Below are 19945 nucleotides of genomic sequence, written 5' to 3' on the forward strand. Positions count from 1 at the left end.
GTGAACATCAGCGGCAAACTCCCCCTGGCCACCGGCATCGCCCTGCAACAAAGCCTGCGCAAAAGAGCCCGCAAACTCCGCCAACACGGCGACCCGCGCACCCTCGCCCACTCGAAGCAGACCTGTTCATCGGCCACGCAGTCCAAGGACCACGACGACCTCGCCCGCCGCATCGAGTCCTTCCCCGAAATCCAACGACTCTACACCGCCCCCGGGGACACCGAACTGATCGCCATGGACTCCAAAGCCCGGATCTTCCCCAAATCCCTACGGGAGTTCATCAAGATCCGCGACAAGCACTGCCGCACCCCCTACTGCGACCAACTGGTCGAAGGGGACTGTCAAGATAACGGTGTAACTATTTCTAAACTACAACTTACATCCGAGCGCTAAGACGCCCGTCAAACGCAATATCAAAAGCATTCAACGCCGGCTTCCACCGCTGCGTCCACCGCGCCCGACTGGCATGGAGGCTCGAGCGCGACACCGAGACCCAAGCATCTGCGCACCTTGAGCCTGCCGTCCATGCAGGTGTGGCCCCATACGACGAGTATGCGCTGGATGCAGCTGCGCGGGCCATAGCTGAGAGCGCTGGCTGTGTTCTTTGGGATCACTGGAATAACGATGCCAAGCAGCGCTGGCGCGGCTATGCCAAGGCGGCGCTCGACGCCCATTCGTCTGTGCTCCCGGCGAGGACACCGGCGCCCCCGGAGCCTAACCTGAACCCTGGGGCCGAGCACGGCCTTACGGACGCCAAGCTGGCTGCTGCATGGCATGCAGGCTTCTGCAAAGGCGAGCAGTCCGCTTCGCGCGATCGGCCAGTCGACCCCGACACCATCACCCCCTACAAGAACACGGAGACCCCATGAGCAGCCTGCCTTTCTTCGGCCGCAGCAAAGGCTATGCCACGTTCGAAACTCAGAACCGTCCCCGTGGACGCTTCGTCATTGACCTGAAATCCAATCTGACCGTCGGGGCGCTGGTACCCACTCCCGACAGCCGCGGCCGTCTGGTGAACCGGATCATCCTTTCCATTTGGGATGCCCGCCCCACGCAGGAGGGGCGAATCGCCACCGCGTTCCTAGGCGATGGCTTCCGCACCGCTGACGAACTGTTCGCCGAAGGATGGAGCGCTGAGCGGCTCCTCCTGCTTGGAGAGGCCAAGCACTCCCCCACTGAGGACGGTCCCGGAATGTGGTCGGACTCCCAGGTGGCGGCCACCAAGCGCACCAAAGCCTTCCGCGAGCTACAGAGCAAGAAGCAATGACTGGAAAGCCTACCGAACGCAGCATGCTCAACTTGCTGCTGGACAGGTACACCGACTTCCGCATCGGCACGCTCACAGACCGGTGGGTGCGTGCCGAGCATGTGAAATCGGGCCTGGGCTACTCCGTCGGGCAGCGCACCGCCGACTTCGTAGCGGCCGACAAGCGGCCAGGAATCCCGTACGGCTCAACGCTCGCACTGATCGGCCACGAGGTGAAGGTTAGCCGCGCCGACTGGCTCACCGAACTGCGGGACCTGGATAAGTCCGAGGCCATCAAGCGCTACATGCACCACTGGTATCTGGTAGTTCCAGATGCGTCCATCGTCAAGCCCGGAGAGCTGCCGGAGGGGTGGGGTTGCTCGTCCAGTCCGGGGACCGACTGCGTGCCAAGCTCAAGGCGCCCCGCCTCACCCCGGAGCCGGCCCCCCTTGGACTTCACCATCTCGCTGATGTCCGCCGCGGCCAAGACTGCCCAGCGTGAACCGCTGCACCGTTCGGTGCCCACGATCTGGCTGGACCGCAAGCGAACCTACTGCTGCACCATGTGCGGAACCCCTGCGCCGTGCAGCATACACCGCCAGCACACCATGGACGTGGCCGCGTGAGCGAACACCTGTCACCGCCGTGTCGCTGCTACACCAGCGGGACAGCTTACATGTACCTCGGACACCCCACATAAGATGGGGACAGGTGCTGAATTTGGGAATGAGGATCCATTGAACAAGGTAGAGCTGTACGAATCCGCGTCCGGAGACGTCGTGCTGAACGTGCGCTCCGATGACGACACCGTCTGGCTGACCCGCCAGCAGCTGGCTACGCTGTTCGGCCGCGATGTGAAGACCATCGGCAAGCACATCGCCAACGCCCAGAGGGAGGAGTTGGACGGAATTTCAGTTGTCGCAAAATTTGCGACAACTGCCGCGGATGGGAAAACCTACCGGGTGCAGCACTACAACCTCGACCTGATTATCTCGGTGGGCTACCGTGTGAAATCTGCAGAAGGTGTGCACTTCCGCAGGTGGGCCAACGATGTCCTCAAGCGGTACCTCGTCCAAGGTGCAGTCATCAATGAGAGCCGACTGGCTGAGCTGGGCAAGGTAGTTTCCGTCCTGTCCCGGTCCTCGGATCAGCTGGCGTCAGGGATTGCCGAAGTCGTTAGCGCCTACCTGCCTGGCCTGGTCCTGCTGCACGATTACGACGAAGGCCGGGTCGACATCTCCCCGGAAGCAGTTCCCACATGGGAGCTGACCTTAGTTGAGGCGCGAAACATCATCGCCACGGTCGCAGCCGAGTTCCCCGCCGATACGTTGGCTGGGCGAGAACGAGGAGATGCCCTGGAGGGAATCGTCGCGGCGGTGTACCAGAGCTTCGGCGGACAGGATGTCTACCCGACAACCGAGGAGAAAGCAGCGCACCTGCTGTACTTCGTGATCAAGGATCACCCGCTGGCCGACGGTAACAAGCGCAGCGCTGCCGCACTTTTCGTCACCTTCCTGGCGCGCAACGGCCTGCTGAATGAAGAGAACGGAAACCCCAGGGTAACCAACAGCGGTTTGGCCGCACTGACCTTGCTGGTAGCCGCTAGCGACCCGAGAGAAAAAGACCTCATGGTCTCCTTAATCATCAAAATGCTGGAAGCCGGCAGCTGAGCCAGCCTTGCCCGCACACATGAGTTCTACAATCCAAGGAGAACTCATGCCTCAGAACCTGACCAGCAGCATCAGCGACCAGCTGATGCTCGCCCATGCCACCGAATTCATGCATCCCAATTGGAGCTACACGCTTTCATATGGCTTGTACAAGAAAGACACACCAACAGCTGTAGCCAAGCGTCTCAAAGCCTCAAATGGTTTCAAGTCCTTCCCTGTGAGTGGGCGGCCTGCAAACTTTCCAAAAGTAGGTCAATTCCTTCCCCTCACGACAGCGACTCGCAATTTCAACTGCACGTTTCTTTCACAGTTCTCCGGCAGTGATGGTAGCGAACAATGGTGGGGATTTCGGTTCAATTCAACGAAAAACCACATCGATGGCGCAGGGTCTTGGATAAAATTCACTTTTGTCAAATCACTGCACAAAGGTGAAAACAAGCTGTACATCGTCGCTTCGATCGCTAAAGATCGACCGGCTGGAATGACGCATCCAGCCTATATCGCTGGGGCCAAGTTGATGTGGTATCAATTCGCGACAAACATCAAGTTTGACGATAAAATCATGTACACAGGCCGTTGCGGTTGAGGAGAAACAGAGTCATGGAGACGCAAACAGCAACGAATCGCATAGGCTGGCGGACCTTGCTTACTGACAACTTGGCGGGATTCGCGGTACTTTTCTTTGTTTTCTTCATATCATTTGCGATAAACACGATCGGATTCCTAGGCTACATGCTCTTCTTCAGCGGATTGCCGGTCGTGCTTGTGATGTTACTTCTGAGCCACGTGGCACTTCTTATCCATCCGAGTTCACGATGGAGAGCACGATGGTGGTTCATAGCGTCACTCATTTCATGGGCTATCGCTCCCCTGCTTGGGGGCGTACTCTACCCACTGTTGAATTCGCTCGGCAGCCAGCCCGCCGTCGTTTCCGACCCCGGAGCTTTTGTTGTTTGGACACAATGGCTATGGGCCCTACCTTTCATGGTGTTGTATTTCCTGGTGGGACTGATAAGAAATAACAAGCACAGCAGAGCTGAAACTGTGGCGGCTCCTACTGTCGCCTAGCAATTAGCATCACGGCAAAGGTGCCTCGGATTTTTGCAATCCGAGGCACCTTTGCCGGTAGATTCTCTCAATTTTCGAGGTCGAAAGAATCTGTCGACCATACCGGAGGCAGGCTTGCCCTGCCTACGCCGTTGCCCCATATCGCTCTATTCACGGGTCAGGCGGGCCGGTGCTGGATCAGTGTGGCCAGGCTCCATCCGTGAACGATGCCCAACTAGCGACTTTCCCCAGAATGGCCGCGGACGTCATCGCCCTGCTCAACCAGGTGCAGGAACCGCCGGTTCCAGCGGACTGTGCTGACGGTGCCATCACCTTGCGCGAGTGGAGGTCGCTGGGTTTATGAGGGCAGGCATTCACGTCTCGACGATGCGAAGATGGCCTGGGACCGGTTCGGCACCGCGGACTTCGCATTCCATGGACAACGCATTGTCAGATTCAGCCACAGGAATGCGGTACATATCCCAATTGGGACTACCGACCACCACTGGGTGCTCGCAGATCTCAACGAGCGCTTGCTCGCCTGGGACTTGTGGGTGATGGAGTTCAGTCCGATGTGGATTAAAGACGGTAGCTAGTTAGCCAAGACGACAGCCTTGGATTCGCCGCGCACATGCAGAGCGACCCTAAGGAGAATCATGAGCACTGAACAACTGCCTGCGATCAACACTCATCTCGGAGAACCCGGGACTGAAGCGGTGATCGAAAAAATCGAAGAGGCCTACTACAAGATTGAGCACTTGGAGGGCTCGCTGGCGGCCCCGGACTGACGTTGCACAATGCAGCCTGTGTAACAAGGCCAAAGAATCCCCGAACTGGATCGAAGTGCCCATCGAAGAATGCTTCCCCCTGCACACCATCAGGATCAACCCCGGCACCGGGACGTACTATCAATCGGTCGCTCCACCGGTGACCGGGTACCGGCACCGGAAATTCCCGGAGTTGCTAGCTCGCTCGAAGTGGGTCCGCGGGAGAAAACTGGTCCGTGAAGTGTTTATCGATCCTCACCCGGACCCAGAAGACTAACTCACCGCTGCCCCCGAATACAAGAAACCGCCGACATTCCCTTTCAACAGGAAAATCGGCGGCATCCAGTATGTGTGCTTGCGGTTTAGCGATTCTTCGCTGCGCCTAGGACAAAAACATCTTCGGTATTCTCTATCGGTCCGGCCAACGGGTCATCTGTGCCATCGGCACGAATCACATCCCTTTCGGGTTTTCGAATATCTCCAATGATCTTGATGCAGATGTAAATCAACATCACCATGTGCGCGACGATACCCAGACCGTAAAGGATCTCGATGGTCCAGCTGCCACCGAAGTAACCACCATCGGAAACTGCTTTGGCGCTCCACAACCAAACCACGGCCCAGTGGAAAACCTCTACGAGCTGCCAGATCAGGAATTCTCGCCACTTCGGGCGCGCCAAAACGTACAGCGGAATCAGCCACATGACAAATTGCGGAGAATAGACCTTGCCCAAGAGCAAAAACGCCGCAACGATCAGGAATGCAAGCTGCGCCATTCGAGGACGGCGCTGCGCGGTGAGCCCCAGATAGGCAATGCCGAGGCAGGCAAGCCCGAACAGCCCGTTAGACAGCAGCGACATCGTTGAACCGGACATCCCGGTGCCGGCGAAGGCCAACCACAACGAGGAGTTGCCGGCTGGACGGTCACCCGAAAAGGTGTAAAAACGGCTCCACTCATCAAAAGCGGTCAGCATGAATGGCACATTGACCGCCAGCCATGCGACTACGCCGGACGCCAAGGATACCCAGAAATGACGCATGCGTCCGGAGCGCAGACACAGCACCAAGATCGCGCCGAAAATGAAAAACGGGTACAGTTTTGCCGCGGCGCCGAGCCCCAGCAGCACGCCGGCCAACACAATGTGCTTGCGGGAAAAGGCCAGCAGGCCGAGCGTGGCGAGCATGACCGCCCAAAGGTCCCAGTTGAGCTGGCTGGTCAGGATAATTCCCGGAGCTAGCGCGACCATGATCGCGTCGCGGCTGCGATGGCGTGCAGCGTACGCAACGGCCACAACCACCACCGCCCAACAGATGAAGGACAGAGCGGAATTCAGGTCAAAGTATGCCAGCTGCCGCTCGGCAGAGAACCCCATTCCGGGGATCATCATCGCGGTAACACCCGCAACAACCGCCAACAGCACCGGGTATTCCAAGGCCTGTTCGGCTGGAAGTCCGGTGAAGTACGGGAATAGTTTGTCGGCCATCCCACGGGTGCCAAAAAGCTGGGTGAAGTCCGAATAACACATATGCAGGTGTTGCTCGGCCGCAGGCCAAGCATTCACGCGGCACCATTGTTTGGTCAGTACCGCAATGACCGCACCTAACGCAGTCAGAACCAGTAGCCATAGGATCACCGGACGCGTCGCCTCGCGGGCATTGAACAGGGTCTTAACCGGTTGCATCACGGTCCTGTTGCCTCGTTTCTTCTGGGTTGGGAATACGTAAAAGTTTGCGGGTCCGCGGACTGAGCCGACGACCAAGATGGCCGAAGAGCGGCGCGGTTTTTGGATCGATAAACACCATATAGGCAACACACAGCAGCCCAACGAGGGCGGCGAAGATCCGCATCCACAACAGTGAGAACCACTGCGCCACCGAAAGCTGGTCGACCACTCCTGCAATCGCCAAGATCAAGCACATCACATACAGCAGACGTTCTTGCCCCACGGAGAATTTTCGTCCGAGCGCGAAAAACGGGATCAGCCACAGGATGTACCACGGCTGAATAATCGGCGCGAGAAGCACACTGGCAGCCAATGCATAACCCGAGTAGAGCAGAGGGTGTCCAGCGGGTTTGCGCAACGCCAGCCAGGCGATGATCGCCATGCTGAGGATCTTGAAGATGGTGTACACCACGCCGGACACGGAACTAATGCTGGCCCCGAACAGCGAACCGACCCATCCGATCAGCAGCCCCAAAAGGCCCACCGGGGCGTAGGGGAACGCCGCGTCACCCGAACTGGCCATCCCTGCGATCCATCCGAACCACAGACCGGTGACGGCACCCAGCACTGCAAGAATGGCGACGGTCAGCACGCTGATCCACAACCACACACGAACCCTTGCGCGAAGCCTGGCGTCGGCGGGAAGCATCGCCAATCCCAAAAACGGCAGTGTCAACAGCATGACCGGTTTGATCGCAATGGACAGTGCCATAACTACGATCCCCAGCACCCGGCGGTTGCGATACACCAGCAAAAAGGCGAGCAACACCCCGCCGAGCATCAGGCCGTCGTTGTGCACACCGCCAACCATGTTCATCAGGAATAACGGGTTGACCACCGAGACCCATAACGTCCAAGTGGGGTCGCCGCCCAGCCGCTGAGCCAGCCGAGGGATTGAGTAAACACACAGAGCAACCCCTGCCACCGCAACCAGGCGCATCATGATCACACCGTATTCGGGAACTCCCCCGGAAACGTAGTAGGCCATGCGTGCGTAGACCAGAAACAGCGGCCCATAGGGTGAGGAGGATTCTGCCCATAACGAGTCGGCACCCTGGGCGAACCAGCCTGGAAGCTGAGAAACCCAGTTCTCATAGGGTGAAAGTCCGGAGTGCATCAGCCGCCCCTGACTCAGGTATGAATACACATCCTGAGACAGAATCGGGAAGGAAAACACCATTGGCGCGGACCAGGTCCAGGCGGCCCTGCGCATCAGTCCAAGTGCTTGCTCCCCGAGGTTCTTGGTTGTTTGACGCAGCCGCAACCACGCGCGGAACAGCAATACGGTGCCCACGGCAAGCAGCAGGGTGCAGATGATGACGCCCAGGGTCTCGGCCCGCAGCGGGAGCACCAGTGGAGAACGGGCGAGCACCGATTCTTGGGCGTAGGGAAGCCAGCCCACTCCCCAGGAGCCACAGGTGACCATCGCCGAGGCTAGCAGCCCCTGAAGGATCGGCCCCTTGGAGTCGGTCATCCCGGCAGGCTGTTTCGCCATGGCTTGCCGGTCGTCAGGATGGATCGGGGCTACGATGGCGCTACCTCATCCTTTTTCGGGCCGGACCGGAAAACCCGAAGCCACTGTTTGGAGGGCACCAGACCGGTGAACAGCGTGCGGGTTCGTGGATCCAGATAGGCCAAATAAAACATCACGGCCCAGGAAATTCCGGTGGACAGGTGCTTAACCCACGGGTCAAGATCTCCCAGGAACTGCCAGATGAAGAGCTGATCGGCGGCGCCAAAGGCGATGAAAAACGCGGTCGTGAAATAAACCCAAACGATCTGCCAGTCATCTCGGATACCGGTAACAGCGAAGAACGGCAACAGCCACAACAGATACCACGGCTGGACAATCGGCGAGAGCACCACCAATGCGGTGAAAGCAAACGCCATTCGCTGCACCAGGTGCGACGGTTTGCCCTTAAAAATCAGCACAAGCACCAGCACCACCGAAAGCAGCCGCCCGCCGATCTTCAGCACCGGAAGGATCCAGTTGGTGGGCAGTGAAAAGGCGTCAAAAATTCCGGAAAGCAATGCGTTCAAGGCGCCGACCGGCGCGAACAGCACTGAACCGGTACCGGTACCCAGCATGACCTTAAGCCAGCCGACCCCGTAGCCGTTGGCGATACCGACCGCTAGCATGATCGCCGCAAACAGGGCCAGGGTGTAGCACCAGTACAGGAGTTTACGGGGCCAGTTGGCGTTGGTTCCGGCCCAGAGCAAGCCGATAAACGGGAGCAATACCATGGTGATCGGCTTGATGCCGATCGACGCGGTCATCAGCACCACCGCTAAGATCCCCCGCTGGGTGGCGGCGTAGTAGGTCGCGGCCACGGCAAGCCCCACCATCACGGCGTCGTTGTGTGCCGAAGCGACAAAACTGATCAGAAAAAGCGGGTTGGCCACGGTGATCCAGGCGGCCTTCGCCCCGGAAACATGATGCAGGGCCGCGAGCTTGGGAACGTAGATCAGGCAGAGGATCACCCCGGCAAAGGCAATCAGCCGGAAGAGCAGCACCGAAAGGTCCGGACTGAAACCGACGGCGCGGAATACCCAGTATTCCAGCAGCAGAAACAGCGGACCATAGGGGGTCTCGTCCTGGGCCCAGGTGATGTCGGTGCCTAGCTGGAACCAATTGTTCAGCGAGGAGATCCCGGTGACGTAGGGGTCCTGCCCTGCGTCTACCAGGCGGCCCTGGCCGATGTAGGCGAAAACATCGCGGGAAAAAATTGGCAGTGCCAGCAGCATTGGGGCGGACCAGACCCATACGGCCCGCTTGACCGCTTTCAGGGATCCTGCACCCCAGCCGGCGTGTTCCTGCCCGAAACGCAACCAGGCGCGAAAGAGGATCCAACATCCAAGGGTGAGCACCACGGTGGAGGCGATCACCCCGGAGTATTCGGTGCGGATCGCGATCAACAGGGAGTTGCGGTTCATGGGCGAGACGCTGGCCAACCAACCGACGCCAAAGGAACCCAGGGTGATCATCAGTGAGCCGATCAGGCCCTGCCACAGTGGGTCCACGGTGAAACGTGCGGTGGCCCTCGAAGCGCCATCCGGCACAGGACGCGTGTCGGAGCCCTTGGGTCTATTTGGCGCCATCTTTTCCCTTTCGCCGTCCTCGAACCGCTCGGGGCGGCGCTGTGCCGCGTGTACTTTGCGCACGTCAACAGCCGAAAACGGACCCGCTGCAAACTTCTCCCACGGCCGGGCAACAAGCGCCCAGAATTATCAAAGAATCAACGTAAAACTCTAGCATGCAGGCCTGCATAGACCCTTGGCGACAGCCCGCATGCGAACCGAATCACATCAACAAGATATTTTAATGTGAGCGATCCTACATGCTGCCGCCACCACTGGTATCCGTTTCATAAGCCCGGTAATCGCGATGGTATTCAACCGGATAACGCGGGTCCAGCTCTACCAGCAGGTCGCCGCGGCCATCGGTGAACACCACCACCCGGGTCCCGCGCCGCGGAATTTCGTGCGCATAGGTATTAAGCCGGATACGCACGAACCGGACCCCCGCGTCATCGGCATAACGAATCGACACGTCGCCGCCGCAGTCCCAGCTGCCAGGTTCCGGCAGGGAGATAACCTGCCCGTCATGAGCCGTGCCGGTGGCGCGCAGCCGGAGGATCCGGGCAATATCCGATCGCGCGCGGCGCGTACCACGCACCCCAAAAACCAACAGGTTGGCAGCGCAGGCAGCGGCGATAACGGTGGCGGTCAACACCATGGACCCTTCTCGGTTCACCACACCGGCCAGGGCACCCAGGCCAAGCGCGATACCCCCGAGGACGGAGGCCAGGGTCAAAAGGTTGCGAGGTCGTTCCCGCATGATCAGTTCCATGCCGCGCACGTGAACCCCCGCGAAAAAGAACAGCGAGGCTCCCAGGGCGGGAATTGCCAGCACCAGCCACCACCAGAACTTCGGGCCGGCGGCGTTGGCCAGCGAGCACACCACCAGTCCCCCGGCCGCAGCAGCCACCCCGACCGCTACCGCCAGCGCGCCGAGAAGCACAGCGAATCGCATCCCGAGCGGCTCAAGCGATGCACCCGGCGGGACACGTGTGACCGCGCCAAATTTTTCGCCGTGCGTCGTGAAGACGGGCCATTCATCCAGCCAGGGCCACGGCTGTTCAGGGCCAGAGGGTTTCACCGGTACCTCCTCGCTTCGGCTCGCTCAGGCGAAGCTCACCCCGGTGAGCTTTTCGGAGACCTGCCACATGCGGTCCGCGTCGGATGTCGAAAGCAGCCGTGAATAGACGGGCTGTTCCGCCGGAGGGCCTCCGAGGTGCCGGAAGCCGCTGGGACCGAACAATTTGCCCGCGCTGGAGACCGGATCGGTCGCGGCTTTCAAGGCCGGCAGCTGAGCCGATTCAACGGTACCGAAAATTACCCCGCGGTCAGACAAGGCCTGGATGACGGTGCGCAGCGGTGTCTGGCGGGGCCGTCCGAGTTCTTGGCGGGCGGCGAGCAGGTTGGTTGGCGCGACCCCGGGGTGAGAGAGGTTGCTGGTGATTCCCCAGCCCTGCGCGGCACTGCGGGAATTCAGGGCCAGCCCGAACAGGCCAGCAGCGATTTTCGACTGGCTGTAGGCCTGGCGCCCGTTGTAGCTGCGCTCCCAGTTGATATCATCCCAGTTCACCCGATGCTGGTTGGCCGCGACGCTGACCTGCGATGTCACTCGCGCGCGGCCAGCTCGAAGCAGCGGGAGCAGCCTGCCAACCAGCGCAAAATGACCCAGGTGGTTGGTGCCGAACTGCAGCTCAAAACCATCGGCGGTGCTCTGCCTGGACGGCGGGGTCATCACCCCGGCGTTGTTGATAAGGATATGGATCGGAGCCGCCTGCAAGAGCAGCTGAGCAGACAGAGCCTTCACGGATTCCAGCGATGACAAATCCAGGGCCATCAACCTCACGGTTGCCGCCGGGACCGCATCCAGGATCTTGGCGCGCGCGGCCTGTCCCTTGGCGTGATTGCGCACGGGCATGATGACCTCGGCGCCCGCGGCGGCGAGTCGGGTCGCAATACCGAGTCCGATCCCGTCGCTGGCGCCCGTCACCAGGGCCCGACGATGCGCGAGGTCGGGAAGTTCGATCTGGGCAGTGGAACGTGACATCAGCATTCTCCCGTCGTATGGTGGCATCGTCATTATAATCAGGCACCTGACGGATTAAACAAGGGGTAGGTCATGGGGCGGCCACGCAAAAGTGAAATTTTGGACGGCGTCGACGTCCTGGGTCAAGTACTGCATTCCTTTGTGCTTCATGGATATGAGGGTGTGTCGATGCGCTCGCTGAGCGCGCAATTGGGGCGCGGGCACACCTTCCTGGCCGACCGCTACGGGACCAAACGGGCATTGTGGGAGGCTGCCGTTGCGCACGCGGCGCTGCTTGCCGAACCAGCGATCGAGCAGGCGTTCACGCAACAGGGCGATGACCGGGCAACGCTCATCGCCACGGTGCGAGCCCTGCATCAAACGGCTGCCGGCGCCGCGGACTTCGCCCGTTTGGTTGATCACGAGGCGCGGATCGAATCCGATCGGCTGGATTTCCTGATCGAGCAGCTAGCCTCACTGAATAGGCCGCTCCAGGCGCTTTTTGACCGGCTGGTCGCGGACGGCACTGTGCGGCCCATGCCCTGGTACCTGTTTTATTTTCTGGTGACGGCCCCCACCTCGCTGTATTGCCAGCCGCCGCTCGCCCGGCGTCTGGGTCGACCTGACAACGCCGACGATCACGAACTGCTCAGCGATCTGGTGTTGGGTGGTCTGCTCACTGGCGGGCTTGGACGGATTTGAGCTTCGCCGCGGCGTGATGCGCAAGGAGATCGCAACCGTACAGGTACTTCACTCAAGTTCCCGGAGGCACCGAGCTGCCGTGCGCAGGTGCACTACCGTCAGCTGGGTCTGCGTAACAACGAGGTTGCGGAAACTTTTCCATTTGCCCCAACACACGTTAAAACCGCCATCTCTGGGCGCGAAGGAGGTCAAAAAACTTGATACAGGCGACACCATGTTCATCGGCGATATTCGGGATCTTCTGGTTCTTGTCGATGGTTCCAGCGCCCTTTCGCGACTCTTCGGTCACAACGACGGATCGCCAGCGTTTCTTTGGTCTTGAACCCAACCCGGGTGGGCGATCGAAATGGCGGCGACAATGGCAAACTCAATATCCGTCGTTTGACAAACAAAACTGGGGACGTTCGCAACCCAAGGCGAGAGCTCGTCATCTCCGCGCTCGAATTCCCTGCGAGAGACCTCGCACATGCATATTTCGCCCCGGGCTACGGCCTCTTCAACTGCATCCCATAACGAGCCGAAGAACTCCCTCGGATAGAGGCGCTCCATATTGACAGGGATGTTGGCATCCAGCGTGTAGCGCACTACCGGCCCTCGGTCCTGTAGCACTCGCCAAGCAGCCTGCATCGAGCATAACCACGCGATCTTCCTCGAGAGCTCGAGCGATCGTTCCCACGTAGCCTTTCCAAGGTCCCTGCATCGGGTGCGCCACGCATGGGATAGGGCCTGAGCGGTGGAACCATGCGCCACATGTCCCATTGCGTTGCGATGGTTCGAATCGTGTGGAAATGTTCAGCGAATGCATGAACACCAAGGCCGGCGAGGGCGAACAAAGCGGTCCGCCGGGATCATCAGCCACCGACGTAGTCTAGCGGGGAGAAGCTGAGATCGCGCAGCGGACTAAGATACTCGACAACGAGGACGAGTTCCAAACCGCCGAAGTAACGAAAAACGAGGTTCAAACCTAAAAGATTTGAACCTCGCCTATCTGGGGTGAGTAACGGGGTTTGAACCCGCGACCTTCTGGACCACAACCAGACGCTCTACCGACTGAGCTATACCCACCATGTTTACTTAGAACCTAGTCACATCGCTTATGCGCTTCAACAAAAGTCCTTGGCAACGAGAATTACTATACACCGAAACTTTCGGGAAATGCCAATCAGGTGATTCACGCTCCGCGCGTGACGTTTTTTCGTGCGGTAAATTTGACCTCATGCCTACTTCTGCAGAAAAACTTGTGTGGATCGATTGCGAAATGACCGGGCTCAGCCTTGAGAACGACGCGTTGATTGAAGTCGCGGTCCTCGTGACCGACTCGGAACTGAACATCTTGGGTGATGGAGTTTCCGTTGTCATCAAACCAGAGCCGCAGGCGCTGGAGCAGATGGGTGATTTTGTCCGCAACATGCACATCAACAGCGGCCTACTCGAAGAGCTCGATGGCGGGGTGAGCATGTCCGAAGCAACCTCCATCGTATTGGAGTACATCCGCACCTACGCTCCAGAACCAAATACGGCGCTGCTCGCCGGTAATTCGGTCGGAACCGACAAAAACTTCCTGGTGCGCGACATGCCAGAAGTGATCGAGCACCTGCACTACCGAATCATCGATGTCTCGACAATCAAGGAACTCAGCCGGCGCTGGTACCCGAAGGCCTACTATTCCGCACCGGCCAAGGATGGCAATCACCGCGCCCTGGGTGATATTCAAGATTCCATCGACGAGTTGCGCTATTACCGTGCGGCAGTCATGGTTTCGGCCCCCGGTCCGACCTCGTCGGTAGCCGCGCAAATCGCTGCGCAGATCAAGTCGAAGTAGCCTCGATACCAAAAGCGACGCCGCCCCGGAGGCCAGTGATGCACCACACAGCCTCCGGAGGCGCTTTCGATTGGTCAACAGCGCGAAATTGTGTGTATAGTATTTCTCGTTGCTAAACGCGAAGTTGAAGCGCAAAAGTGCTTTGACTAGGCCAGAAAGCCAACATGGTGGGTATAGCTCAGTCGGTAGAGCGTCTGGTTGTGGTCCAGAAGGTCGCGGGTTCAAACCCCGTTACTCACCCCAGGCAGGCGGGGTTCAAATCTTTTAGGTTTGAACCTCGCTTTTTTCGTTGCCTCGGCGGCCCAATTCAGAGCGTTGCCCTGTGCACGGGCATCGCACAGTGCGTCGCACGGCGCTTGGTAGGCGACCCGCACCGTTCGGTCTTCGTCGATGAAGATCTTGCGGAAGAACACCTGGTTGCGCAGGTGCCGGTTCTGGTTGTCGCACAGCCCATAGATCAACGCCACGTTCTCCGGCAATGCCAAGCAATCGTCATGATGAGCTGAAAGCATCCCCCTGATTTCGCCAAGGCGACGGCGGCTTGACCGCCCCGATGGCCCTCGTCTAAAATAAGAGGTAATACGACAGGCTCGCTTCTCTAGATGAGACGCGGGTCTGTTCTCTTTTGGCCGAGGCACTCCAACGGGACATACCTCGTGAGGATACCGAGTGCATACAGAATCTGGACAGCTCTTACGCGAAGCCTTTCTTGTCGGTCCCTGCTCAGATCCGGCGGCTACGCACTCGCGGCATGGCCTGCGGTTCTGACGAGTTCGCTGCTGCCGTGCTCGAACGGTATGGCTATTACAGGCTCTCCGGCTACTGGCATACCTACCGTCAGTTCCAGCCTGCTCCTGCACCGGCGCTGAACGAAGAAGGTCGCGAGAACCGCCTCGATACGTTCCGCCCCGGAGCCAAGCTTGACCAGGTGGTGTCAATCTACGATTTCGACCAGGAACTGCGCACTCGCTTGAGCACTCTGCTAAGCCGGTTAGAGATCTCGTTGCGGTTCTTCATCGGACACAGGCTCGGTGCCATCGATCTGTTCGCGCACCGTAAGCCCGAAGTCCTCGGAACACTCCGTCCGGCTGAGCCCGGTCAAGAACAGAAGCCGACAACGGCGTACACCGAGTGGCTCACTGAATACGATCGGCACGAGTCCCGCGCCCGGGACGAGTTCGTGCTGCACTTCCGCGGAAAGTACGGGCCACACCTGCCGATCTGGGTTGCGACCGAGGTGATGTCTTTCGGCGTCCTCAGCAACCTCTACACTCTGATGCCGCAACTCGACCAGGAGGTCCTCGCGGCCCGGTTCCAAGTGAATACCGCGGACGGCAAGGGAGATCGCGGCGCTTTCGCGAACTGGCTCAACGCGCTCCGTGTAGTCAGGAACATCTGTGCCCACTACGGCCGTGTATGGAACCGCGTCTTCGACGTCATCATCGACGCCCCCGGAGACGCCCGCAGCAATGGTGAACACCCGCTCCATCATCTAGGCACGAGCACGGTGTCGAATCGCCTCTTCGGAGTCCTGTCGATTCTGCGCTACCTCCTCCTGAGCATCGCGCCCGACGACCGAAGCGTGCTCAACCTGGTGGACTTCGTCACGGAACAAGCGCAGCGGATCGGCTTCCGTCTTCCGCAACTCGGCTTTCCCGAGGCGTGGGAGAACGACGAACTGTGGGACCCGAACTTCATGTTGGACTCGCAAGCGATGACCGCCGCGGGACTCCTGGACCAAGCACGATCGTTCACCGCAGCCCAGACCCGAGCTGCGCTCACTGCTGCACAGGTCCATACGGACAGCTCCGCGACGTCGCCGCGGAGTCTCGCCGCTGCACAACGCACCCAGCTTCGCACCTATCTGCACTACGACTGCCTCATCGAGATCAATATCGGCAAGACAAAGCATTACCCCCAATTCCAGTTCCGTGACGGCAAGATAATCGACGCCGTCGGCGACATCACCCAGCAGCTCATTCGCCGGGCCGGTGATGTGGAGGAGACTACGCTGGCAGAGGCACTCGTCACCTGGTGGCAGACACCCAACTCTGGTCTACCGGTATCGTCCGATGGGCAGGCCATATCACCGCAACAGCTGCTTGAGAGCGTAACGGAAGATAAGTTCCGGGAAACCCTCGATCGTGTGAACGCCTCAGGCACCTTCATGCTCTGACCGTCCCCCCTCGGCTCACGGGCTTCGTATGATTCCGAGGTTCGATTCGAGACAATCACCTCCACTATTACTGGCAGTAATACGACAGGCTCGCTTCTCTAAATGAGACTCGGAACTGCGACCGCATATCGAGCCGGTGTTGGAGCTTCCCGGCCGGAAGCGCTGAGCCAGGTTCGACGACGTCAACGAATTTGAAGATGTCCCGCAAACGGCGGTGATCGCTGACCATGCCGAACGTGCCGCGAAGATTGGCACCCTTGCCGGGTTCCCGTTCGAGAAGGCCGCCCAGGTTAAGCACTGCTGGTTCTTGCGGATGCAGGCAGCGCAGCCGCTCCAGACACAGCTTCTCGCCGGGTACGTGGCTGTCGTACTCGCGCACCTCATCCACGGCTTCCTCCACACCGAGGATGGCGGCATCGACTACGGCCGCGCCCCGACCGACCCCGCGACGTTCCTGGCCTGCTATCCCGAGTGGATCACACGCGACAGGCTCGGCCCGTCCAGTGACGGCCCGAGCCTGCAGAAGTAGAAGCATCTGAGCATCCGCGGGGCTTAGTTCTCCCGTCGCGCTGACTTCGCTGGCACAGAATCGAAGGTCTGAGTCAGTGTGGAGCTGCCACCGGGCCTGGCGAGGTCTTGCATGCCTGTCGCGTGCGTGATCAGGTGTGCGCGAGCTTGCTGGAGCAGCAGGTTGATGCCGTTGCTCGCCGCGCTCAGTACCGGCGGATGCTTCGGCGACAAGCACCCCTATCGAGTAGTCCTTGTCGCAGTCGCGGGCTTGGAGGCCGCGTTGGTTACGCTGCTGATGTGGGCAGACAGTCCGGTTGTTTCCATCGTGCCCTTCATCACCCTGATGGGCGCGTTCGGGTTCGCTTCGCGCCGCACGGTCTCATGGTGTGCTGCCGGTAGCGTTGAGCAACGCGTTTTTCAACATCGGCATCGCGATGGGCTCAGCTCTCGGAGGGGTTGCGCTCAGCTCAAGCCTCGCCGAGCAAAGCCTGCCGATGCTCGGTCTCGTGCTGGCATTCTGCGTCGCCCGGGCTTCACATGCCAGCAGGGAAATCCCCCGTGGCTCCGGACGCCAGAAGTCCTAAGCCCTCCATGACTCCCGAAACCCGGGTGCACTGCGCGTGATCCAGGCCCTGGATCGGCAGCGGCAGGCAGCGCGCCGGCGCCAGACCCAGCTCCTCGGCGATCGCCGCGGTCACTCGCAGGCTGCCGAACTCGGTGAAAAGCCGCCACAAAGGTGCCAGCCGGTCCGATGCGGCCATGGCACCGGCCACGTCGCCGGATTGCGCGGCCCGGGTGATCCTAAGCGCTGCGGCGGGCAGGGTCCCGCCAATCACCGAATACCAGGCATCGCAACCCGCGGTGAGCCCGGCCGCGGCAAACGCGTCGCCGGAGACACCGATCGTGACATGCTCCGGCACCACCCGTCGGATGGCCGCCACGCGGGCGCGCGCCTCGGCCTGGTTGAGGGGAACACCGGGAATCTTGATGGATGCGATGCCGGGCAACTCGGCCAGGCGCGCGTACAGCGCCGTGGTGAAGCTGAAATGCGTGGTGGCGGGATTGTCGTACACAATGACCGGCAGTGCGGTGTGCTCGGTGACGGTTCGGTACAACTCGAACACGTCCTTAGGCGTCAGCGCCTGGTACGACATGGGTGCGAGCAGGATTCCCGCGGCGCCGGCCTGCTGCGCGGACTCGACGTGGTTAAGCACCTGCGAGGTGCGCAAGCCGCTGACCCCGATGAACACCGGTGTGTCCTGCGCCTGTTCGACGGCAAGCCGCGCGACCCTGGCGCGCTCCTGTGGTGAAAGATAAGCAGCGGACCCGGTGGAACCGAGCGCGGTGATCGAATCGACACCCGCCGCGGCCAGCCGCTCAATCAGCCCAACGAAGGCGAATTCGTCGATCTTATCGTCACGCAACGGGGTCAGCGGGAAGGCACTCAGGCCGGTGAAAAGGCTCATGGTTCGGGTTCTCCTTCAGCCAGTCGAGCACCTGCTGGGCGTGCAGGTTCGGTGGGAAAATCGGATAAAAACATGCTCGATCAGACCGTTTTGGATGATGAACGTCAGTCGCGAATACAGGCGGTCGTGACCCTGGGCGGCGAACACCGGCAGGCGCAGCGCCTTTCCGAGCGCAAAAAATTCATCACAGATCATGGTGAACGGAAGCCGGAGCCGATTGACAACCTCGGCCTGGTATTCGGGCGTCTGGCTCGACATGCCGTACACACGCTCGGCACCCGCCGCCCGGAGTTCACCGAAGTGGTCGCGGAAATCGCAGGCTTCGGTCGAGCAGCCCCGCGCACCGGGATTCTCATCCCACCCCTGGGGCAGATCAATCCCCGGCCTACCGGTGAGCGGGTAGAGGTACAGTATGGTGCGGCCGGGACCTAGATCCGCCAGCCGCACCCCCTGGCCGTCGCTCGTTGACAGCTCAAGCGCGGGCATCGCCAGCCCGCGCAGATGCTCAGCGGCGCCGTCGTCGTCAGGTACCGGAAGGTTCTCCGGCAAGACGGTGTAGTCGGCCACCGGCTCCACCCGGGTGAAGGTGCGCCCCGCACTGACTTCCAGGCGGCGGTTCAATTCGGTGCGCCGCAGGGTGAGAGAGTTGATCATGCGGTCCAGGTCCGCGATCGCCTCGCGGTAAACACTAAGCGAACTGACGCAGTCATCTCCGTGTTGATGCCCCAGGCCCAGGCATTCCAAGAACGGCGCCGCCCGCTGCGGGGAGATCCCAAGGCTCGCAAGTTCCCGGATTTCTGCCACCGCCCGCACATCTTGCTCGTCGAACTCCCGGTACCCGTTCTCCCGCCGCGTCGGGGCAATCAGCCCCAGCTGCTCGTAATAGCGGACCGCCTTGACCGTGGCACCGGTGCGCGCCGTCAACTCCCCAATACGCATCTCATCCTCCTGCCTCTCATCCTAAACTCGGCCCCTGGGGGCCGGGTCAAGCCAGGTTGTCGGTCGCTGAAGATACGATGGCACCCTACTCAAGCCGGATAACAACCCGAGGAGACCCAGGATGGATGCCGATTGGCCCGGAGTCATCGACACCGACGTTTTGCAGGCGAGCCACATCGAGGCGGTGAACCGCCTCTCCGACGCTTCCAAAGCCGGTGCGTGGGATGAGGTGTTCGGCTTGCTCGACTCAAACCATGTGCTCAGCGCCAACCAATGGCGGATTACCGGGGACTCATGGTTCACCCCACTGCACCAGGCCACCTGGATCGGCGCTCCGGTACAGGTGGTCAAGGAGCTTACGGACCGCGGGGCGTGGCGGTCGTTGCGCAATGCGGAAAACCAGCGACCGGTCGACATCGCCCGAAAACGGGGGCATTCGCACCTCGTCGAAATACTGGACGTGAGAGAATCCGGAGCCCAAGAGCTGCGAAAATTCGCCGCCTGGGATGCCCACCTGGCGCGTTTGATCACGGAGCGCACCGAGCGGATCGACCCGGTGAAGATCCGGCAGGTATCTACCGAAGTCTTGGCGTTGGAGCCGCTGGCAAACCTCTTTTTCGGTTACCCCGGCATGTACGGCGGGTTCTCCCTGTCCCTGCACAAGGACCGGCTCCTGGTGGAGAGCTGGAGCCGCGTGGTCGGCGGCTCCGGCCAGGCGCATGTCATCACCGAGAACGCGTGTGTGCTGGTGGAGGAAGGTTTCGTTTAGGCGTTC

At 60.3% G+C, this 19945-nt stretch carries 22 protein-coding genes, 2 tRNA genes and 1 pseudogene; 14 read left to right on the forward strand and 11 right to left on the reverse strand.

Features of this window, described 5'->3' with window-relative positions:
- The 8 genes and pseudogenes from ACIOWL_RS00005 to ACIOWL_RS00040 all read left to right on the forward strand — a co-directional run.
- Positions 1-393: pseudogene (locus tag ACIOWL_RS00005) on the forward strand (hypothetical protein); the annotation flags it as partial.
- Between the two features lie 472 nt (positions 394-865).
- Positions 866-1267, forward strand: coding sequence for a hypothetical protein (locus ACIOWL_RS00010; protein ID WP_400380066.1), 402 nt, complete (start codon positions 866-868; stop codon positions 1265-1267).
- Complete coding sequence (locus ACIOWL_RS00015; RefSeq protein ID WP_400380069.1) at positions 1264-1872, forward strand: hypothetical protein; 609 nt, start codon at positions 1264-1266, stop codon at positions 1870-1872. The genes ACIOWL_RS00010 and ACIOWL_RS00015 overlap by 4 nt, the downstream gene beginning before the upstream one ends.
- Positions 1873-1983: 111 nt before the next feature.
- A complete protein-coding gene (gene rhuM / locus ACIOWL_RS00020; RefSeq protein ID WP_400380072.1) occupies positions 1984-2916 on the forward strand; it encodes a RhuM family protein in 933 nt (310 codons plus the stop codon).
- Between the two features lie 46 nt (positions 2917-2962).
- Positions 2963-3502 carry a hypothetical protein gene (locus ACIOWL_RS00025; protein ID WP_400380075.1) on the forward strand — a complete coding sequence of 180 codons (540 nt, stop codon included), beginning with the start codon at positions 2963-2965 and terminating at the stop codon, positions 3500-3502.
- 14 nt (positions 3503-3516) lie between these two features.
- On the forward strand, positions 3517-3984 hold the full coding sequence (locus tag ACIOWL_RS00030; protein WP_400380078.1) for a hypothetical protein: 468 nt from the start codon (positions 3517-3519) through the stop codon (positions 3982-3984).
- 199 nt (positions 3985-4183) lie between these two features.
- A complete protein-coding gene (locus tag ACIOWL_RS00035) occupies positions 4184-4327 on the forward strand; it encodes a hypothetical protein (protein ID WP_400380080.1) in 144 nt (47 codons plus the stop codon).
- 292 nt (positions 4328-4619) lie between these two features.
- The gene (locus tag ACIOWL_RS00040; protein WP_400380083.1) at positions 4620-4751 is read left to right on the forward strand and encodes a hypothetical protein; all 132 of its coding nucleotides are present in this window, start codon (positions 4620-4622) and stop codon (positions 4749-4751) included.
- 341 nt (positions 4752-5092) lie between these two features.
- On the opposite strand, the gene ACIOWL_RS00045 is transcribed toward ACIOWL_RS00040, so the two are convergent.
- From ACIOWL_RS00045 to ACIOWL_RS00065, 5 genes are all read right to left on the reverse strand, one after another.
- Positions 5093-6412 (reverse strand): glycosyltransferase family 87 protein, encoded by a 1320-nt coding sequence (locus ACIOWL_RS00045; protein WP_400380085.1) that lies wholly within the window; start codon positions 6410-6412, stop codon positions 5093-5095.
- On the reverse strand, positions 6399-7949 hold the full coding sequence (gene mptB / locus ACIOWL_RS00050; protein ID WP_400380088.1) for a polyprenol phosphomannose-dependent alpha 1,6 mannosyltransferase MptB: 1551 nt from the start codon (positions 7947-7949) through the stop codon (positions 6399-6401). Before mptB (ACIOWL_RS00050) ends, ACIOWL_RS00045 begins: the two co-directional genes overlap by 14 nt.
- Before the next feature lie 29 nt (positions 7950-7978).
- Positions 7979-9616: a polyprenol phosphomannose-dependent alpha 1,6 mannosyltransferase MptB gene (gene mptB / locus ACIOWL_RS00055; protein ID WP_400380091.1), complete on the reverse strand. Its 1638-nt coding sequence runs from the start codon at positions 9614-9616 to the stop codon at positions 7979-7981.
- A 172-nt stretch (positions 9617-9788) separates the two neighbouring features.
- On the reverse strand, positions 9789-10613 hold the full coding sequence (locus ACIOWL_RS00060; protein WP_400380094.1) for a hypothetical protein: 825 nt from the start codon (positions 10611-10613) through the stop codon (positions 9789-9791).
- A 24-nt stretch (positions 10614-10637) separates the two neighbouring features.
- A complete protein-coding gene (locus ACIOWL_RS00065; protein ID WP_400380097.1) occupies positions 10638-11576 on the reverse strand; it encodes an SDR family oxidoreductase in 939 nt (312 codons plus the stop codon).
- 72 nt (positions 11577-11648) lie between these two features.
- Here ACIOWL_RS00065 and ACIOWL_RS00070 point away from each other — a divergent pair, with 72 nt between their 5' ends.
- On the forward strand, positions 11649-12257 hold the full coding sequence (locus ACIOWL_RS00070; protein WP_400380100.1) for a TetR/AcrR family transcriptional regulator: 609 nt from the start codon (positions 11649-11651) through the stop codon (positions 12255-12257).
- Positions 12258-12414: 157 nt separating this feature from the next.
- Here ACIOWL_RS00070 and ACIOWL_RS00075 read toward each other — a convergent pair whose 3' ends face one another.
- The 3 genes from ACIOWL_RS00075 to ACIOWL_RS00085 all read right to left on the reverse strand — a co-directional run bounded on the left by ACIOWL_RS00075 (position 12415) and on the right by ACIOWL_RS00085 (position 13322).
- Positions 12415-12546 (reverse strand): DUF4411 family protein, encoded by a 132-nt coding sequence (locus ACIOWL_RS00075; RefSeq protein WP_400380103.1) that lies wholly within the window; start codon positions 12544-12546, stop codon positions 12415-12417.
- Positions 12543-12842, reverse strand: coding sequence for a DUF4411 family protein (locus tag ACIOWL_RS00080; RefSeq protein WP_400380105.1), 300 nt, complete (start codon positions 12840-12842; stop codon positions 12543-12545). The genes ACIOWL_RS00075 and ACIOWL_RS00080 overlap by 4 nt, the downstream gene beginning before the upstream one ends.
- A 404-nt stretch (positions 12843-13246) precedes the next feature.
- A tRNA-His gene (locus tag ACIOWL_RS00085) sits at positions 13247-13322 on the reverse strand.
- Positions 13323-13473: 151 nt separating this feature from the next.
- Here ACIOWL_RS00085 and orn point away from each other — a divergent pair.
- Positions 13474-14079, forward strand: a complete 606-nt coding sequence (gene orn, locus ACIOWL_RS00090; protein ID WP_400380107.1) for an oligoribonuclease — start codon at positions 13474-13476, stop codon at positions 14077-14079.
- Positions 14080-14246: 167 nt separating this feature from the next.
- Positions 14247-14322, forward strand: a tRNA-His gene (locus tag ACIOWL_RS00095).
- Here the strand turns inward: ACIOWL_RS00095 and ACIOWL_RS00100 are convergent.
- Positions 14301-14564, reverse strand: coding sequence for a hypothetical protein (locus ACIOWL_RS00100; RefSeq protein ID WP_400380109.1), 264 nt, complete (start codon positions 14562-14564; stop codon positions 14301-14303). The two genes, ACIOWL_RS00095 and ACIOWL_RS00100, sit on opposite strands and share 22 nt — an antisense overlap.
- 266 nt (positions 14565-14830) lie before the next feature.
- On the opposite strand from ACIOWL_RS00100, the gene ACIOWL_RS00105 reads away from it, so the two are divergent.
- Both ACIOWL_RS00105 and ACIOWL_RS00110 read left to right on the forward strand, forming a co-directional pair.
- Complete coding sequence (locus ACIOWL_RS00105; RefSeq protein ID WP_400380112.1) at positions 14831-16255, forward strand: Abi family protein; 1425 nt, start codon at positions 14831-14833, stop codon at positions 16253-16255.
- A gap of 214 nt (positions 16256-16469) precedes the next feature.
- Complete coding sequence (locus ACIOWL_RS00110; protein WP_400380115.1) at positions 16470-16784, forward strand: hypothetical protein; 315 nt, start codon at positions 16470-16472, stop codon at positions 16782-16784.
- A 514-nt stretch (positions 16785-17298) separates the two neighbouring features.
- Here ACIOWL_RS00110 and ACIOWL_RS00115 read toward each other — a convergent pair.
- Both ACIOWL_RS00115 and ACIOWL_RS00120 read right to left on the reverse strand, forming a co-directional pair.
- The gene (locus tag ACIOWL_RS00115) at positions 17299-18231 is read right to left on the reverse strand and encodes a dihydrodipicolinate synthase family protein (protein WP_400380118.1); all 933 of its coding nucleotides are present in this window, start codon (positions 18229-18231) and stop codon (positions 17299-17301) included.
- Between the two features lie 15 nt (positions 18232-18246).
- The gene (locus ACIOWL_RS00120; RefSeq protein WP_400380120.1) at positions 18247-19170 is read right to left on the reverse strand and encodes a MerR family transcriptional regulator; all 924 of its coding nucleotides are present in this window, start codon (positions 19168-19170) and stop codon (positions 18247-18249) included.
- Positions 19171-19291: 121 nt separating this feature from the next.
- Between ACIOWL_RS00120 and ACIOWL_RS00125 the strand changes: the two genes are divergently transcribed.
- Positions 19292-19939 (forward strand): hypothetical protein, encoded by a 648-nt coding sequence (locus tag ACIOWL_RS00125; protein ID WP_400380123.1) that lies wholly within the window; start codon positions 19292-19294, stop codon positions 19937-19939.
- The last annotated feature ends 6 nt before the right edge of the window (positions 19940-19945 follow it).

The organism is Glutamicibacter sp. NPDC087344, assembly GCF_044744225.1.
Classification (GTDB): Bacteria; Actinomycetota; Actinomycetes; order Actinomycetales; family Micrococcaceae; genus Glutamicibacter.

Excerpts from the sequence above, each read along its gene's own strand:
- ACIOWL_RS00010 (WP_400380066.1), top strand. The coding sequence starts at position 866 with ATGAGCAGCCTGCCTTTCTTCGGCCGCAGCAAAGGCTATGCCACGTTC.
- ACIOWL_RS00015 (WP_400380069.1), top strand. The coding sequence starts at position 1,264 with ATGACTGGAAAGCCTACCGAACGCAGCATGCTCAACTTGCTGCTGGAC.
- ACIOWL_RS00025 (WP_400380075.1), top strand. The coding sequence starts at position 2,963 with ATGCCTCAGAACCTGACCAGCAGCATCAGCGACCAGCTGATGCTCGCC.
- ACIOWL_RS00030 (WP_400380078.1), top strand. The coding sequence starts at position 3,517 with ATGGAGACGCAAACAGCAACGAATCGCATAGGCTGGCGGACCTTGCTT.
- ACIOWL_RS00040 (WP_400380083.1), top strand. The coding sequence starts at position 4,620 with ATGAGCACTGAACAACTGCCTGCGATCAACACTCATCTCGGAGAACCC.
- ACIOWL_RS00045 (WP_400380085.1), bottom strand. The coding sequence starts at position 6,412 with ATGCAACCGGTTAAGACCCTGTTCAATGCCCGCGAGGCGACGCGTCCG.
- mptB (WP_400380088.1), bottom strand. The coding sequence starts at position 7,949 with ATGGCGAAACAGCCTGCCGGGATGACCGACTCCAAGGGGCCGATCCTT.
- ACIOWL_RS00065 (WP_400380097.1), bottom strand. The coding sequence starts at position 11,576 with ATGTCACGTTCCACTGCCCAGATCGAACTTCCCGACCTCGCGCATCGT.
- ACIOWL_RS00070 (WP_400380100.1), top strand. The coding sequence starts at position 11,649 with ATGGGGCGGCCACGCAAAAGTGAAATTTTGGACGGCGTCGACGTCCTG.
- orn (WP_400380107.1), top strand. The coding sequence starts at position 13,474 with ATGCCTACTTCTGCAGAAAAACTTGTGTGGATCGATTGCGAAATGACC.
- ACIOWL_RS00105 (WP_400380112.1), top strand. The coding sequence starts at position 14,831 with ATGGCCTGCGGTTCTGACGAGTTCGCTGCTGCCGTGCTCGAACGGTAT.
- ACIOWL_RS00115 (WP_400380118.1), bottom strand. The coding sequence starts at position 18,231 with ATGAGCCTTTTCACCGGCCTGAGTGCCTTCCCGCTGACCCCGTTGCGT.
- ACIOWL_RS00120 (WP_400380120.1), bottom strand. The coding sequence starts at position 19,170 with ATGCGTATTGGGGAGTTGACGGCGCGCACCGGTGCCACGGTCAAGGCG.
- ACIOWL_RS00125 (WP_400380123.1), top strand. The coding sequence starts at position 19,292 with ATGGATGCCGATTGGCCCGGAGTCATCGACACCGACGTTTTGCAGGCG.